This window comes from Streptomyces pseudovenezuelae (genome assembly GCF_029892565.1).
Classification (GTDB): domain Bacteria; phylum Actinomycetota; class Actinomycetes; order Streptomycetales; family Streptomycetaceae; genus Streptomyces; species Streptomyces pseudovenezuelae_A.
Genome location: NZ_JARXVH010000008.1, coordinates 15,269 through 31,795, shown reverse-complemented (window position 1 = coordinate 31,795; position 16,527 = coordinate 15,269). Strand labels below are relative to the sequence as shown.

Below are 16,527 nucleotides of genomic sequence, written 5' to 3'. Positions count from 1 at the left end.
CCCGCGGTGGCAGAATCGGCGACGTGGACCGGGGGATCCTCGAACGCGAGTCCGAGCTTGCGCGACTGGCCGCGGCCGCACGGCAGGCGGCGGCCGGCGCCGGTTCCGTGGCGCTCGTCTTCGGTGAGGCGGGGATCGGCAAGTCCAGCCTGGTGAAGGCCATGCCGGACCTGCTGCCCGCCCATGCCCGCGTGCTGGTCGGACAGTGCGACGACCTGGCCACCAGCAGGCCACTGGGCCCGTTCCGCGACCTCGTCGGGAGCGTCGGCGCCGAACTCGCCCGCGCCGTCACCGACGGCGGCGACCGCCACCGCGTCTACGAGGCACTGCACGCCGAACTGGCCGGCACCCCCCATCCCGCCGTACTCGTCGTCGAGGACGTGCACTGGGCCGACGAGGCCTCCCTGGACGCCCTGCGCTTCCTCGTGCGACGCATGGAACGGCTGCCCGCCCTGCTCGTCCTGACCTACCGGGACGACGAGTTGAGCCGCGGCCACCCCTTGCGTCACCTCCTCGGCCAGGTCTCCCGCGCGCCCCGCGCGCACCGCCTGCCCCTGGCCCGGCTCTCCCTGGCCGCGGTGCGCACGCTCAGCGCGGCAGGGCGGCTCGATCCGGCCCAGGTGTACGAAGTGACGTCCGGCAACCCCTTCTTCGTCGCCGAGGTCGTGGCGGCGGGCGGCACCGGAGGAGTGCCACCGACCGTCGTCGACGCCGTCCTCGCGCGACTGCGCGGACTCGACCCCGCCACCGTGGACGCGCTGGAGCAACTCGCCGTCGTGCCCTCGGCGGTCGAACGCCCTTTGGTGGACGCACTGTTGACCGACGGCGTGGCCGCGCTCGTGGCGGCCGAACAGCGCGGGCTGCTCGCCGTGGAGCCGGAACGGGTGGCCTTCCGGCACGAGCTGATCCGGCGGGCGGTCGCCGACTCGCTGCCCGCCGCCCGCCGCATCGACCTCAACCGCAACGCCCTCGCGGCCCTGGTCGCCCGCCCAGGCTCGGACACCGCCCGCATCGTCCATCACGCCGCCCAGGCCGGTGACCAGGACGCCATCGCCCGCTACGGACCCGACGCGGCCCGGGACGCCGCTGGCGCCGGCGCCCACCGCGAGGCCGCCGCCCAACTCCGCCTGGTCCTGCGCCGACGGCAGCGCTACGGCCCCGCCGAACTCGCCGACCTGCTCGAACGCTACGCCGTGGAGAGCTACACCATCGCCGACTCGGCCGCCGCCGTCGCCGCTCAGCGCGAGGCGGTCGCCCTGCGCCGCTCGCTGGGCGACACCCTCGCCCTCGGCGCCGATCTGCGCTGGCTGTCACGGATCCACTGGTGGGCCGGCGACGCCGACGAGGCGCAGGAGGCCGCGCGGGAGGCCGTCGACGTCCTTGAACAGGCGGGCGACGAGCGGCTGTTGGCCCTCGCCGTCAGCAACATCGCCCAACTGCGGATGCTGTCCGACCGCTACCCCGAGGCCGTCGCCCACGCCGAGCGCGCCATCGTCCTGGCCCGCCGCACCGAGGACACGGCGATCCTCTCGCACGCCCTCAACAACGTGGGCATGGCCCGCTGGCGGGGCGGCGACCCGGGCGGGCGCAAGCAGGTGGAGGAGAGCCTGGACGTCGCGCTCGCCGCCGGCGAGGTCGAGCACGCGTGCCGCTCCTACGCCAACCTCATCTGGACGCTGCTCGACAACCTCCAGTACGCGGAGGCCGACCGCCTCCTGCCCCCGGCCATGGAACTGGCCGACCGTGCCGAGCACTTCGGCTTCCTCACCTACCTGCACGTCGAACTTGCCATCCGCCGGCTCGCCGCCGCCGACTGGGAGGAGGCCGAGCGGCACGCCGAGTTCGGGATGCACGACTTCCTCCCCGCCCGCTGTCCCGCCCTGACGGTCCTCGCCCGCATCCGCACCCGCTGCGGCCGCCCCGGCGCGGACGAACTCCTCACCGAGGCCCAGGGGATCGCCGTACGCACCCGCGAACTCCAGCGCACCGGACCGGTGGCGGCAGCCCTGGCGGAAGCGGCCTGGCTGCGCGGAGACAACGACGCCGTGGTCGAGGCCGCCGCCCCCGTCCACGCCGAGGCCCGCCACCTCACCGGCATCCCCTACGGCGCCGAACTCGCCTACTGGCTCGGCAAATCCGGGCACCCGGTCCCGCTGGACGACGACTCGCAACATCCGTACGCCCTCCAGGCGCGCGGGCGTTGGCGGGAGGCCGCGTCGATCTGGCAGGCGGCCGGCTGCCCCTACGAACACGCAGCAGCCGTCGCCGAGAGCCCGCACCCCGCCGACAAGCTCGCCGCCCTGGCCGAACTCGACGCCCTCGGCGCCGAACCGCTGGCCCGCGTCATCCGCACCGAACTCCGGCGCCTCGGCGTCCGCCGCATCCCGCGCGGCCCCCTCGCCGCGACCCGAGGCAACCCCGCCGGACTCACCGACCGCCAGCTCCAGGTCATGCGGCTGCTCGCCGAGGGCCTGACCAACTCCGAGATCGCCGCCCGCCTCGTCGTGTCGGTCCGCACGGTCGACAACCACGTACGAGCCGTCCTGGACAAGCTCGACGCGCCGACCCGACGCCATGCGGCCGAACGCGCCGCGCAGCTCGGCCTCCTGTCCGAGCGCGAGACGTAGGTATCCCTAGGAACGGGGCCGAGGGCGAAACGTAGGTACCCCGCGGGCCCGAGCTGGGTGACGCGCACGGATGACCGGGTCCGCGCAACCCGAGTAGAACGTGCAGATCGGCCCGACACCGAACAAACGGGGGATATCGCATGTCCAGTACACCCGCTCAAGCGGCACGCAGGGAACTGACCGGGTTCACGGGGGAGTTGGTCGGGCCCGAGGACTCCGGCTACGAGCAGGCCCGCGCCGTCTACAACGCGATGATCGACCGCAGCCCCGCCCTGATCGCCCGCTGCGCCGACGCGGACGCCGTCGCCGGCGTGATCGGCTTCGCCCGCGCCCACGACCTGCCGCTCGCTGTTCGCGGCGGCGGTCACCACGGCGCCGGACTCGGCACCGTAGACGGGGGAGTGGTGGCCGACCTGTCACCGTTGAAGGAGATCCACGTCGACCCCGTGGCCCGCACGGTCCGGGTCGGCGGCGGCTGCGTCTGGGGCGAGGTGGACCGCGCGACCAACGCGCACGGCCTCGCCACCCCCAGCGGCATCGTCTCCACCACCGGAGTCGGCGGCATCGCCACCGGCGGCGGGCTCGGCCACCTCACCCGCAAGTGCGGTCTGACCATCGACAACCTCCTCGCGGCCGACGTCGTCCTCGCCGACGGCCGGCAGGTCCGCGCGAGCGCCGACGAGAACACCGACCTGTTCTGGGCGATCCGCGGCGGTGGGGGCAACTTCGGCGTCGTCACGTCCTTCCTCTTCCGGCTGCACGAGATCAGCACGGTCGTCGCCGGGCCGACCTTCTGGCCGGTCGAGATCAGCGCCGAAGTCCTCACCGCCTACCGGGACTTCCTCCCGAACGCGCCTCGCGAACTCAACGCGTTCTTCATGCACGGCACCGTCCCGCCGGCCCCGCCGTTCCCCGAGGACATCCAACTCCGCAAGACCGCGGGCGTCGTGTGGTGCTACACCGGCGACGACCTGGAGGCGGCCGCCCGCGCGATGGCCCCGCTGCTCGACGCGCTGCCCGAGCCGCTGCTGCACGCCGCCGGCCCAATGCCGCACCCGGACATGCAGTCCATGTTCGACGGGCTCTACCCGCCCGGCCACCAGTGGTACTGGCGCGCCGACTTCGTCAACGAGATCCCCGACGAAGCCGTCGACCTGCACGCGAAGTTCGGCGCCGAGGTGCCGACCGTCCAGTCGACCATGCACCTCTACCCGATCGACGGCGCCGCCCACGACGTGGGCCCCGACGACACGCCCTGGGCCTACCGCGGTGCCCGTTGGGCCTCCGTCTACGCCGGCGTCGACCCAGACCCGGCCAACGCCGACCTCGTCAAGCGCTGGACCGTCGACTACTTCGACGCCCTGCACCCGTACTCCGCGGGTGGCGCCTACGTGAACATGATGATGGACGAGGGCCAGGAGCGGGTCCGCGCCAGCTACCGCGGCAACTACGACCGCCTGGCCCGCATCAAGGCCGACTACGACCCGGAGAACGTCTTCCGTCTCAACCAGAACATCCGGCCGAGCTGACGGGCCCTGACCGTTCGGCGACGCCTCCCCTCCGGCGCCGCCTGACGGTCGGGAAGCCGCGGCCGCCGCGCCGGCCACCTGAACCCGTCCCGCGCGGCGAACTCCGACCGGCCTCCCCGCAGGAGCAGCCCGCGGCGGCGAACTCCCGTACGTCGGCCCGCACGGTGACGTACGGGATGGCGTCCGCCTCAAGGGCTCAGGGGTTCAAAGGTCCCCTCGGCGTCCGAGAGTTCACTTCCGGGCCGCGCGGCCGATCGACTCCACCAGCGGCAGCAGCCGGTGCGGGACGCGCTCGCGCAGGGCCATCTCGGTGCGGGTGCGAACGACGCCCGGCAGGCTGATCAACCGCTGGATCACATCTTCCAGATGGCCGTTGTCGCGCGCCACGACCCGGGTGAGCAGATCCCCGCCACCGGTGATCGAGAACGCCTCCACGATCTCCGGTACGACGGCCAGCGCGTCCCCCACCTCGTCGAGATGCCCTTGGGTGACCTCGATGTGCACGAACGCGAGCACCGGGTGGCCCAGCGCGGCGGGGGACAGGAAGGGACCCGTACCGGTGATCACCCCGTCCCGCTCCAGCCGGTCGAGGCGGGCCTGGAGCGTGCCGCGGGCGACGCCGAGGAGGCGGGCGTACTCGCGCACACTGGTGCGCGGCTGCTCCAGGAGCAGCCTCAGGATGCGGGTGTCGAGTTCGTCCACGCTCATGACATGAGACTGTACCAATGGCTCATCCCTGTGGAATCGAGCCAATGGCCCAGCAAAGCGAAGCTCACTTGAGCCACTCGCCCTGTTGATGCTGTGATGGTCACGTCGATGGCGCTGCGGACCTCCGCGGCGCCTTTTCCATGCCGGTGTCCAGGGGCGGGGTAGCAGTGCTGAAGAGGGTGTTCGCGGCGCCGGACCCGGGGCGCACACGGCTGCGGTTCGCCGCCCGGGCCGTCCTCGGCATCGGCCTCGCGGTCGTCGTCTGCGGTCTCGCCGGACACTCGCTCGTCGGCGCCGTGACGGGCGGTCTCGCCGCGCTGCTCGCCCTGTTCACCGTCACGGACGCCACGGTCCGCGGGCAGGCGCTCACCACCGTGCTGCTGCCCGCCGTCGGCCTGCCGGTACTCGCCGTCGCGGCCGGACTGCACGACCACCCCGTGGCCCGCGACCTCACCTTCCTCGCCGTCGTCGGCGCGGGCGTGTACGCGCGCCGCTGGGGCCCGCGCGGGCACAGCCTCGGCGTGTTCGCGTTCATGACCTTCTTCGTGGCGCAGTTCGTGCACGCCACCACCGAGAAGCTGCCCGAGCTGTACGCCGCCGTCGCGCTGTCCGTGCTCACCGCGGCGGCGGTGCGCTTCGGCCTGTGGAGCTACGAGCGCCGACTGCCTCCCGCCCCCGTACCGGCCCCGCCGCCCGGCACCGGCCTCGCGCGCGTGACGACCCGCCAGGCGGTGCAGGCGGCCACCGGCGCCGCCTTCGCCCTGGTCGTGGGACAGCTGGTGTCCGGGCAGCGCTGGTACTGGGCCGTCGGCGCCACCTGGTGGATCTTCGTCAACACCGCCTCTCGCGGCGAGACCCTGGTCCGCGGCTTCCGCCGGGTACTCGGCACGGTGATCGGCATCGGCCTGGGCCTGCTCGTCGCGGTCCCCGTCGCCGGAGCGGCCCTCCCCACGGCCGTCCTCCTCGCCGTCTGCGTCTTCGGCATCTTCTACACGGCAGCCGTCTCGTACACCTGGATGATGCTCTGGGTGACCCTGCTGGCCGAGCTGCTCTACGGCCTGCTCGGCGTCCTCAACCCAGGCCTGCTCGCTCTCCGGTTCGCGGAGACCGGCGTCGGGGCGCTGGGCGCCGTACTGGCCGTGCTGTTCGTCCTGCCGGTCACCACGCACACCACGACCCACGCCTGGATCCAGCGCGCGCTGCGCTGCGCCCACGCCTGCACCGCCGAGGCAGCGGCCCGGCTGGCCGGCTCCCCGACCGCCGACCCGGCCCCGCGGGTGGCGGAACTGGAACAGCTGGTCGCTCGCGTACGCCTGTCCGTCGCGCCCCTGGTGCACCCGCTCAACCCGATGCTCGGCCGCAAGCGCCGGGCCCGCCGGGTGCTGGCCCTGCTCGACGACTGCGCCCTCGAGATCCGCGGCCTGGTCGCCGTCGCAGCCGACCCGGAGGCCTCCCACGACGCGCGCCTCGCCGCCGCGTGCCGACGGGTGGAGAAGTTCCGCATCACGCTCAAGGACGCCCGGGACAAGGCGATCGCCGACGATGACGAGGTGACGCTCGAGTACGTCAAGGCGATGTACTCCAAGTTCGTCTCCACCTGGGGAGTCGAACTACAACCGGGAGCTGAACCGCACCGACTGGATGCACCTGATCCGCTCGCAGGCCTTCGCCAACCTGCGACGTCCTGCCACCGCGCTGAACTCCCGGCCCCCTCGCCGAACGGCGCCCGCACCACGTCCCGTACCCGTACCGGCTCCTGCGCATCCCACACGAACTCGACGATCTTGGAGTAGAGGCAGGGCAGCCGGTCGGGTCGTCGCTCTCCTGCCGCTGCGGCACATACCGCGACTCGCCACCACTACCGGCAGGACTCTCCGATTCCGCGTCGCCCGAGGTGTCCCCGTCGGCCGACGGGGGCAGGCCACGGTTGCCTCACCGGCATCACCGCGTTCCTGCTCGACCGCGTCCCAGATCTCGGCGGCACGGGCTTCGAACGTACGCAGTCGGCGCTTCATGACAGCAGCGGGCGTGGGCACGGCACAACCTCCGCGCTCGACAGCGAAGACCCCACCACCCTGCACACCGAACCACGAAGATTACAAACAGTAAACGCGCTGGTCAGACACTGATCGGTTGAGAAACAGCCAGTCAGTCGGACATGGCGACGAGGACACGGCGCGGCCCTGTGAACGGGCGTCGTCCGTGACCCACCAGCACGTTGTCGATGAGGAGCAGATCGCCCGGCGCCCACTCGACGTCGACCGCCAGGGCCAGTCCCGTCTCCTGGATGTGAGTGATGTACTCGGCGGGAATGGGGCTCCCGTCGGCGAATGTCACCGCTTGCGGCAGCTCGTCCTCGGACATCAACTCCTGCACGGCCGCGGCGTGTTCGCCCAGGCCGGCGTGGTGGAACTGGTCCGCTTGGTTGAACCACACCTCGGCACCGGTGACGGGATGCCGGGTGGTGGCGGGCCGGAGATGGCTGATGCGCAGGGTGCCGTCCGGGGTCCACGTCCACTCCGCGCCCGTGCCGGTCAGGAAACTCTCCACTGCGGACGGGTCGTCGGTCTCGAAGGTGTCCTGCCAGCTCTTGCCGAATCCGTAGCCGTCATGAAGGTTTTGGACGTAGCGGACGCCCGGAGCGAACGCGGCCCGGACTTCTGGGTCGAGCGTCGACAGCCAGAGCCGCCCGTCGACGACGGGGGTCGCGCCACCGCTCTCCGGGGCCTGCTCACAGAAGAACAGCAGCCGTGACGGCCAGGTGTGCGAGTACGACATCTCGTTGTGCATCGAGATGACGAACTCGGCCGGATATTCGGTGGACGTGTAGACGTTGTCCCCCACCTTCGTACGCGGGGAGTTCCCGTGCACATAGGCCAGGCGCCGGGGCAGGAGTGCGTCGACGGCCGTGCCGTGGGTCTCGGGCGTGATGCCGAACCCCCGGAGGACCAGGGCCTTCTCGTCCGCCAGCAGGGCGCCGACGTCGAGCCGGCCCAAGAGCTCCAGGAGCCCCTGCGCGCTCGCCCCCACGCCCGCGCCGTCCGGAGTCAGCTCCCGGGGCTGCCAGTCCAGGGTTATCGACATGAGCTTCTTCTCTCCACGGTCGGTTGTCGGTTCGGGCGCGCGGGGGACGGGAGGTGGTCACGCCCCGTCGTGCGAGGGGATCGGCTGCGGGCCGACCGGAAGGTTTCCGGAACCGGCGCTCATGCTGTCCGGGGCCTGGTGGGCGAACTGGGTGTGGTAGAGATCGGCGTAGAGTCCGCCCGATGCCAGCAACTCCTCATGGGTACCGCTCTCGCGGATCCGGCCGGCTTCGACGACCAGGATCTGGTCGGCCTCGCGGATGGTCGACAACCGGTGCGCGATCACCAACGAGGTACGGCCGGACAGAGCCGTCTTGAGCGCGCGCTGGATCGCCGCCTCCGACTCGGAGTCGAGGTGGGCCGTCGCCTCGTCGAGGACGACGATCGGCGGCGCCTTGAGGAGCAGCCTGGCCAGAGCGATCCGCTGCTTCTCGCCGCCGGACAGCCGGTACCCGCGGTCACCGACCACGGTGTCGAGACCGTCCGGGAACGCGTCGATGGTGTTCCAGATCAGGGCGGCCCGGCAGGCGTCGATCAGCTCCTGCTCACTCGCCTCCGGCCGGGCGTACGACAGGTTGGCGCGCAGGGTGTCGTGGAAGAGGTGCGCATCCTGGGTGACGACCCCGACGGTGTCGCGCAGCGACTGGAGGGTCAGCTCCCGGATGTCGTGCCCACCGATACGTACGCTGCCCGACGACGGGTCGTACAGCCGCGGCACCAGATGAGTGATGGTGGTCTTACCCGCACCGGAGGGACCGACCAGCGCGGTGAGCTTGCCGGACGGCGCGCGGAAGGACAGGTTCTCCAGCGTCAGCGCTTCACTCGTGCGCTCGGGCTTGCGTATCGCGATCGACTCCAGTGAGGCGAGCGACACCTCGCGGGCGGTCGGATAGCGGAAGGAGACCTCGGTGAATTCGATGTCCGGCGCGAGCGCGCCCGCGCCTTCGGGGGTGTCCCGCTCCGCGGTGACGTCTTTGGTGAGGTCCACCGACCGGGCGTCGGGGCGCTCCTCGATGAGCGGCTTGAGGTCCAGCACTTCGAAGACCCGGTCGAAGCTCACCAGGGCGACCATGGCGGTCGACTGAAGGCTCGACAACTGGTTGACCGGCCCGTAGAGCCGCATCAGCAGCGTCACCATGGCCACCAGCGTGCCGAATTGCAGGGTGCCGTCGATGGTGAGGCTGCCGCCCAGGCCGTACACCAGCGCCGTGGTGCACGCGGTGAGCACGGACACGATGATCGGCAGCAGCCGCCCCCAGGTGACCGCCTGCGCCGCCACGTCGCGCACCCGGCCGGCCTTGCCCGCGAACAGCGACGACTCCTCGTCCGTCCGGCCGTACAGCTTGACCAGCATCGCCCCGGAGACGTTGAAGCGCTCGTTCATCATCGAGCTCATCTCCGCGTCCAGTTGCATCGTCTCGCGGGTGAGCCGCTGAAGTCTGCGCGCGATCAGCCGCGCGGGGACCAGGAAGAGGGGAATCATCACCAGCGCCGCCACGGTGATCTGCCACGACAGGTACACCATGGCGCCGAGCACGAGAAGCAGCGTCAGGATCGTGGAGACCGCCTGGGACAGCATGGTGGTCACGGCCTGCCGGGCGCCGATGACATCGGAGTTGAGCCTGCTGACCAGTGCACCCGTCTGGGCCCGGGTGAAGAACGCGAGGGACTGTTCCTGCACATGGGAGAAGACCTTGGTGCGCAATTCGTAGACGAGCCCCTCACCGATCCGTCCCGAGCACCAGTTCTGGACGAACAGCGACGCCGCGTCGACCAGGGAGAGGCCTGCCAGCAGTACGCAGAGCCACACCACCACCCCGAGGTCCTTGGGAAGGATCCCGTCGTCGATGACCTTCTTGAGAACCAGGGGCCCGGCAGCCGTGATGGCCGCACTCACGCTCGTCGCGAACACCAGCAGGGCCACCTGCCAGCGGTATTTACGCGCGTACGGAAGGATGCGGCGCACCGTTCCCGGGTTGATCCGTTGCCGCGTCAGTGATTCCTCGCCCTGCCGTACCCGCATCGGCACGCTCATGCCCGGTCCGCCCATACCCGGCCCGCCCATCATGGCCACGGAATTTCGCCTCGCTCTCTTGTTCTCTCGCACGGAACGGCGAATGGCCGCTGGTGGACGCCCGGCAACGAGCGGTGAAAATCGCTCTGTCAGTACTTGTCGAGAAACTCGATGATCGCCGAGTTGACCATCTCCGGCTGCTCCAGGTACCCGAGATGACCGCAGTCGGGAATCTGTACGAAGTCGCAGTTCGGAATGGCATCGGCCACTTCCGCGACGAGATGCGGAGGACATATCAGGTCATCGGCGAACGCGATGGCACGGCACGGTACCGTGACGCCTCGCAATTCCGCACGGCGGTCGCCGAGTTCGTCCACGGCCGTCGACTGGCCGGGGACGGTGTCGCCACCGCCGGAGACCTCGAAGAGCTCCAGCCACGAGGCGACAGCGCCGTCGTCGTTCAGGGTCTTCGGCGAGAGCATCTCGATCACCGTCTTGGCGGCGGTGTACCGGGGCGGCAGCCGCACCCCGCTGTCCCGCAGGGCGCGGTCGGCGGCCGACTGCGCCCGCCGCAGGACGTCCGACCGCGCCCGGCCGGCCATCAGGACCGCCGAACGCACCAGGTGCGGCTGGCCGAGAGCCAGCTCCTGGGCGATCATGGCACCCATCGACGTGCCCACCACGCGGCAGGGGCCGAGCTCCAACTCCTCGATCACTCCACGGGTGTCGGCGACCAGATCGGCGAACGAGTAGTCGCCGGCCGGCGCGTCGGAGGGTGCGATGCCCCGGTTGTCGAGGACGACCGTCTCATATCCCGCCTGGTGCAGCGCGGGTGTCTGGTGCACGGTCCACACCCGTCCGGCGGCGGACGACCCCATGATCAGGAGGACCGGCTCGCCACGGCCCGAGCGCTGGTAGGACAGCCGGATGCCGTTGGTGCTGACGAAGGGCATGGCGGTCTCGCTCACTCCCGGCCGGCGACGCGGGGGAACGCTGCGCGGCGCGCGTCGGCGGAATCACCGCGGGCATCGGTTCTCGTCTTGGGCAAGGCCCTCTCCTCGTGGTGCGGCAGGGGTGTTCGGCCGGCTGCGCCTCACGATGTCACCGCGCGACCGGACCTATCAACAAGGGTTCACGGCGGCCGGCCCGCGGCCTCACCACCCGTTCAACTGGCGCCGGAGCGCAGTTAAACACCCGAGGAGAGAACCGGTCGGGCAAGGGCGCTGAAAAGCCGTTCCAGGAGCGAGCGAGAGGACGGTCGGGGAAATTCCAGGAGTTTTCCGTGCTCATCGGTGAGTGACACCGCCGAGTATTGATCCACCGCATGCCGACGGGGCATCCTGCTGAAGCGAGAGACGCAATAAGCGCCTTGAACTCCAGGTGCTCCACGTATGTATTGAGGGAAGTTGTTGCGAATTTCTCCCGGAAGGAGGGGCGTAGATGACTGACCAGAAGCTGTTCCTGCGGTCGAACGTCATTGTCGAGCCACTGATAGACAGGTTCTTCGCCTGGCCGTACACATTGGCGCCGGTTCAGTCCGCGATGAATCTCGCGTTCCTCCAGGTACCCTTGCTCGAGTCCTATCTGCAGTCCCCGCAGGTGCACGTCGCGGCCAGCAACAACCCGGAGCTGCGCGGCGGTTACTTCATCAACATCGCCGAGGAGCGCGCCGACGAGGTGCGTGATCTCCTCGCCGCCATCAAGCGCGACCGGGCGGCGATCCTGCGCTTCGCCGATGCGGTAGCCGCCGGCCAGGAACTGCTGCGGGCGAACGCGACGGGATTCGACCTGACCCCGCTGTACCCGAAGCTGCCGCCGGAGCTCGGCGGACTGGTCGAGCTGGCCTACGACACCGACAACCAGGCCCAGATGCGGTTCATGGAGCCGATCGTCTACACCAGCGACGTCTACCAGGAGTCGCGGCAGTCGGTGCAGATCTCGTACGAGACCGGCATCGAGCGTCCCTTCATCCTGAGCACACCGCGGCTGACCTCGCCGGACGTGCTGGAGCTGGACGTGCCGTTCAAGCACCCTGGGCTGGAAGAGCTGTTCAAGGCACGCGTGCGCCCCACCACGCTGAGCCACGTCGCCGACGGGCTCGGACTGGCCGGCACCCAGGTGGACCAGCTCGCCGGAATGTTCAACGAGCAGCCCAGTCTCGCGGAGGACCGGCACATCCAGGAAGGCGGGCGCATCCGCTACTTCGGTCACGCCTGTCTCGTCCTGCAGACGCCGCAGGCCGCCGTCGTGACCGACCCGTTCATCAGTGCCGACAACTCCGTCGGCGACCGCTACACCCTGGACGATCTGCCGGACTTCATCGACCTCGTGCTGATCACCCACGGCCATCAGGACCACATCGTCCTGGAGACCCTGCTGCAACTTCGCGGCAGGCTGGGCGCGATCGTGATGCCGCGCTCCTCGCGCGGCAACCTGGCCGACCCGTCGATGGCCCTGATGCTCAAGCACCAGGGCTTCCCGGTGATCGAGGTCGACGACTTCGACGAGGTCGAGTTCCCCGGCGGCAAGGTCACCGCGACCCCCTTCCTGGGCGAGCACTGTGACCTGGACATCCGCGCCAAGTCCACCTACTGGGCGGAACTGGCGGGCAAGAAGATCTTCATCGGCGCCGACTCCTCCGGCATCGATCCGATGCTCTACCGCTACATCAAGCAGCACCTGGGCACGGCCGACTTCGCCTACCTCGGCATGGAGTGCGACGGAGCACCGCTGACCTGGCTCTACCAGGCCCTGCTGACCATCCCGGTCACCAAGAAGATGAGCAACTCGCGCAAGCTCTCGGGGTCCAACGCGGAGCAGGCCGGCGCGATCATGACCGAGCTGGGAGCCAAGGAGGCGTACGTCTACGCCATGGGCGAGGAGCCCTGGCTGGGCCACGTCATGGCCACCACGTACAACGAGGACACCTACCAGATCAAGCAGATCGACGAGTTCATGACCTGGTGCAAGGACCGCGGCATCAAGGCCGGGCACCTGTACGGCCAGCAGGAATGGCGCTGGTAATCCCACCGGGCGGGCCAAGCACCCGCTCTTGACCCGCACGTCAGGAGGGCACCTCCATGCCTGTGCACGACATAGCGCACGTCGAGATGTACACGCGAGACAAAGCGGCCACGGCCGACTACTTCGTCTCGGCCATGGGCTTCACCTGGGTCGCCGACTGCGTGGAGGTCGACCGGAGTTCCGTTCTGCTCAGACAGGGCGACCTGCATCTGGTGGTCACCTCCGGTCCGGGGGTCTGGAAGTTCCTCGACAAACACGGGGACGGGGTCGCCACCATCGCCCTGACGTGTGACGACGTGGCCGCCACTCATGACGCGGCGGTGGCGGCCGGCGCCCGGTCCGTCGGCACCCCGTACGGCAGCCCCGTCGTGACCGGTTTCGGCGACGTCACCCACGCGCTCCTGCCGGTCACGGCACGGTCGGCCACCTACCTGCCCCCGGGCCGGCGGTGGACGGCCGCTCCGGAGCCGTCCGCACGCCCTGAGGGCCCGATCCGGCTGCTCGACCACGTCGCCGTCTGCGTCGAGGGCGGCAGCCTGGACCGCCACGCGGACTTCTACCAGGACGCCTTCGGCTTCGCCCGCTACTCCTCCGAGTACGTGGCCGTCGGGGGGCAGGCGATGGATTCGCTCGTCGTGCGCAGCGCCTCGGAGCGGGTCATCTTCACTCTCGTCGCCCCCGACCCGTCGAAGGAGCCCGGCCAGCTCGACGCCTTCCTCCAGCGCAACGCCGGTGAAGGTGTGCAGCATCTCGCCTTCCTGGTCGACGACATCATCCCCGCCGTACGTGCCTGCCGGGACCGGGGCGTGGAGTTCCTGAGCACGCCGGACACCTACTACGAGATGCTCGCCGACCGCCTCACCGGCCTGAACGAGGAGATCGCCGGGCTGCGGGACGCGCAGGTACTCGCGGACAGCGACGAATGGGGCTACCTGCTCCAGCTGTTCACCCGCTCCCCCTACGAGCGCAACACCCTCTTCTTCGAGCTCATCCAGCGCCAGGGCTCCCGCGGTTTCGGCAGCGCCAACATCCGCGCCCTGTACGAAGCGGTGGAGCGCGACCGGCTGACCGCCTCGTGAGCGGCCCGGACGCCGGCACCAGGACCGCGAACCCGCTCACCCTCACCGACTACGCCACTCTGGCGCGTACGGGGATGAGCTCCGCCGTCTGGGACTTCCTGGAAGGCGGTGCGGGACAGGAACGGACCCTCGCGGACAACCTGAGGGCATTCGACCGCGTACGGCTGAACCCGCGCGTCCTCACCGGCGCCGGCCGCCCCGACACCGGCATCACGCTCCTCGGCCGCCGCTGGGCGGCGCCGATCGCCGTCGCGCCCGTGGCCTACCACACCCTCGCCCACCCGGCTGGGGAGGTCGCCACGGCCCGGGCCGCCGGACAAGCCGGCGTTCCCCTCGTCGTGAGCACCTTCGCGGGGCGGACCTTCGAGGACATCGCCGCCGCGGCGGCCCCGCTGTGGCTCCAGGTGTACTGCTTCCGCGACCGCGACGCGACGCGCCAACTCGTGGAACGCGCCGAGCGAGCGGGCTTCGAGGCACTGGTGCTCACCGCCGATGCCCCGCATCTGGGCCGACGGCCCCGCGATCTGCGGAACGACTTCACCCTGCCCGCTGGGATCGAGCCGGCGAATCTGACCACAGACGGTTTCGCCGCACCCGCCGCCCACGCACTGGCCCAGTTCGATCCGTCCCTCGACTGGTCGGTCGTCGAGTGGCTGCGCTCCATCAGCTCCCTGCCCGTCCTGGTCAAGGGCATCCTGACCGCCGCCGACGCCATTCGGGCGATCGAGGCGGGGGCACACGGCATCGTGGTGTCGAACCACGGTGGCCGGCAGCTGGACGGCGCGCCCGCCACCCTCGACGTACTGCCCGAGATCGCGGCAGCGGTCGCGGGCGCCTGCCCCGTCCTCCTCGACGGCGGGGTCCGCCGCGGCGCCGACGTCCTCGCGGCCCTGGCACTGGGCGCCGACGCCGTACTGCTGGGCCGCCCCGTACTGCACGGCCTGGCGGTGGCCGAGCAGGAAGGCGTACGCCACGTCCTGAGCATCGTCACCGACGAGCTGAGGGAGGCGATGACCCTCACCGGCATCCGCACGGTCGCGGACGCGGGCCCGGAACTGGTGCGCGCACCGAACAGCGCCCCAACCCCGCAGGCAGTACGCCCAGTTGGGCGGACGAGCGGCCCGGGGCTGCGAAAGGCGGAGCTGCACGGCAGCCTCGGTGACCCGGTGCTGGACACCATGAACTTCCTCAACGAGATCACCCACCGCTACCCCGACGCGATCTCCTTCGCGCCCGGCCGCCCGTACGACGGCTTCTTCGAGACCGAGCAGATCTTCACGTACCTGCGCCGCTACCTGGACCACCTGGAGGACAGTGGATCCTCACCTGGCCAGATCCGCTCCGCGCTCTTCCAGTACGGCCCGACGAGCGGCCAGATACGCGAACTGATCGCCGACTGGCTGCGCCTGGACGAGAACATCGACGTCTCCCCGGAGTCGATCGTGGTCACCGTCGGCTGCCAGGAGGCGATGCTTCTCGCCGTACGGGCCCTCATCGCGGGGCCGCGGGACGTACTGCTGGTCTCCAGCCCCTGCTACGTGGGAATCACCGGAGCGGCGCGGCTGCTCGACGCCGAGCTGACGGCGGTGGCGGAGGACCCCGGCGGATTCCGCTGCGCCGACCTGGCGGCGGCGATCCGTGCCGAGCGGGCCCGCGGACGTAACCCCCGAGCCTTCTACGTGATCCCGGACCACGCGAATCCCTCCGGCACCACCATGCCCCTGGACACCCGCCGGGAACTGCTCGACCTGGCCGCCCGGGAGGACATCCTGCTGCTGGAGGACAGCCCCTACCGGCTGGTCAGCCCGGGCACCCAGCTTCCGACCCTCAAGGCCCTCGACCGGGACCGCCGCGTGATCCACCTGGGCTCCTTCTCGAAGACCCTCTTCCCCGGCGCGCGCGTCGGCTTCGTCATCGCGGACCAGGACGTCCACGACGACGCGGGCGGCACCGGGCTGCTGGCGGACGAACTCACCAAGATCAAGAGCATGGTCACGGTGAACACCTCCCCGGTCGCCCAGGCCGTCGTCGCCGGCATGCTCCTCGCCGCCGACAAACGCGCCTCGGAGCTCAACTCCAAGACCGCCGCGTACTACGGCGACGCGATGCGCGTCACCCTGCGGCAGCTCGAAGAGACCTTCCCCGAGGACGAGCGGGCCGCACTCGGCATCCGCTGGAACGAACCCAGCGGCGGGTTCTTCCTGGCGGTCAACGTCGCCTTCCGCGCGGACAACACCGCGCTGCGGCGCTCCGCGGAGGAATTCGGCGTCATCTGGACCCCGATGTCCTACTTCTATCCCGAGGGCGGCGGCGAGCACGGCCTGCGCCTGTCCGTCAGCTACCTGACCCACGACGAGATCGCCGACGGGATCGCACGACTGGCGCGGTTCATCAGGTCCCAGACCACCAGCTCACCGGAAGGGTGATCGACGTGCTGACAGCAGTGAGCACCATCCGCAGCAA

9 protein-coding genes and 1 pseudogene are annotated in these 16,527 nt (G+C 70.4%); 6 read left to right on the top strand and 4 right to left on the bottom strand.

Annotated elements, in window-relative coordinates; genetic code table 11:
• Nucleotides 1-23: 23 nt before the first annotated feature.
• Both M2283_RS25845 and M2283_RS25840 read left to right on the top strand, forming a co-directional pair.
• Nucleotides 24-2,627, top strand: coding sequence for an ATP-binding protein (locus tag M2283_RS25845; RefSeq protein ID WP_280878764.1), 2,604 nt, complete (start codon nucleotides 24-26; stop codon nucleotides 2,625-2,627).
• A gap of 140 nt (nucleotides 2,628-2,767) precedes the next feature.
• Entirely contained in the window at nucleotides 2,768-4,156 is a 1,389-nt protein-coding gene (locus M2283_RS25840; protein WP_280878763.1) for an FAD-binding oxidoreductase, read from the top strand.
• A 231-nt stretch (nucleotides 4,157-4,387) separates the two neighbouring features.
• Here M2283_RS25840 and M2283_RS25835 read toward each other — a convergent pair whose 3' ends face one another.
• The gene (locus tag M2283_RS25835; RefSeq protein WP_280878762.1) at nucleotides 4,388-4,864 is read right to left on the bottom strand and encodes an Lrp/AsnC family transcriptional regulator; all 477 of its coding nucleotides are present in this window, start codon (nucleotides 4,862-4,864) and stop codon (nucleotides 4,388-4,390) included.
• Nucleotides 4,865-5,031: 167 nt separating this feature from the next.
• On the opposite strand from M2283_RS25835, the pseudogene M2283_RS25830 reads away from it, so the two are divergent.
• Nucleotides 5,032-6,357 (top strand): annotated as a pseudogene (locus M2283_RS25830) (FUSC family protein); the annotation flags it as partial.
• Between the two features lie 655 nt (nucleotides 6,358-7,012).
• Here the strand turns inward: M2283_RS25830 and M2283_RS25825 are convergent.
• From M2283_RS25825 to M2283_RS25815, 3 genes are all read right to left on the bottom strand, one after another.
• Nucleotides 7,013-7,948, bottom strand: a complete 936-nt coding sequence (locus M2283_RS25825; RefSeq protein WP_280878761.1) for a TauD/TfdA family dioxygenase — start codon at nucleotides 7,946-7,948, stop codon at nucleotides 7,013-7,015.
• A 57-nt stretch (nucleotides 7,949-8,005) separates the two neighbouring features.
• On the bottom strand, nucleotides 8,006-9,982 hold the full coding sequence (locus M2283_RS25820) for an ABC transporter ATP-binding protein (protein WP_280878760.1): 1,977 nt from the start codon (nucleotides 9,980-9,982) through the stop codon (nucleotides 8,006-8,008).
• Between the two features lie 128 nt (nucleotides 9,983-10,110).
• A complete protein-coding gene (locus M2283_RS25815; RefSeq protein WP_280878759.1) occupies nucleotides 10,111-10,914 on the bottom strand; it encodes an alpha/beta fold hydrolase in 804 nt (267 codons plus the stop codon).
• A 487-nt stretch (nucleotides 10,915-11,401) separates the two neighbouring features.
• On the opposite strand from M2283_RS25815, the gene M2283_RS25810 reads away from it, so the two are divergent.
• The 3 genes from M2283_RS25810 to M2283_RS51660 are packed head-to-tail and all read left to right on the top strand — an operon-like array spanning nucleotide 11,402 to nucleotide 16,490.
• Nucleotides 11,402-12,985, top strand: a complete 1,584-nt coding sequence (locus M2283_RS25810; protein ID WP_280878758.1) for an MBL fold metallo-hydrolase — start codon at nucleotides 11,402-11,404, stop codon at nucleotides 12,983-12,985.
• 56 nt (nucleotides 12,986-13,041) lie between these two features.
• Nucleotides 13,042-14,064, top strand: coding sequence for a 4-hydroxyphenylpyruvate dioxygenase (hppD, locus tag M2283_RS25805; RefSeq protein ID WP_280878757.1), 1,023 nt, complete (start codon nucleotides 13,042-13,044; stop codon nucleotides 14,062-14,064).
• Nucleotides 14,061-16,490 carry an aminotransferase class I/II-fold pyridoxal phosphate-dependent enzyme gene (locus M2283_RS51660; RefSeq protein WP_348538923.1) on the top strand — a complete coding sequence of 810 codons (2,430 nt, stop codon included), beginning with the start codon at nucleotides 14,061-14,063 and terminating at the stop codon, nucleotides 16,488-16,490. Before hppD ends, M2283_RS51660 begins: the two co-directional genes overlap by 4 nt.
• Nucleotides 16,491-16,527 lie beyond the last annotated feature (37 nt).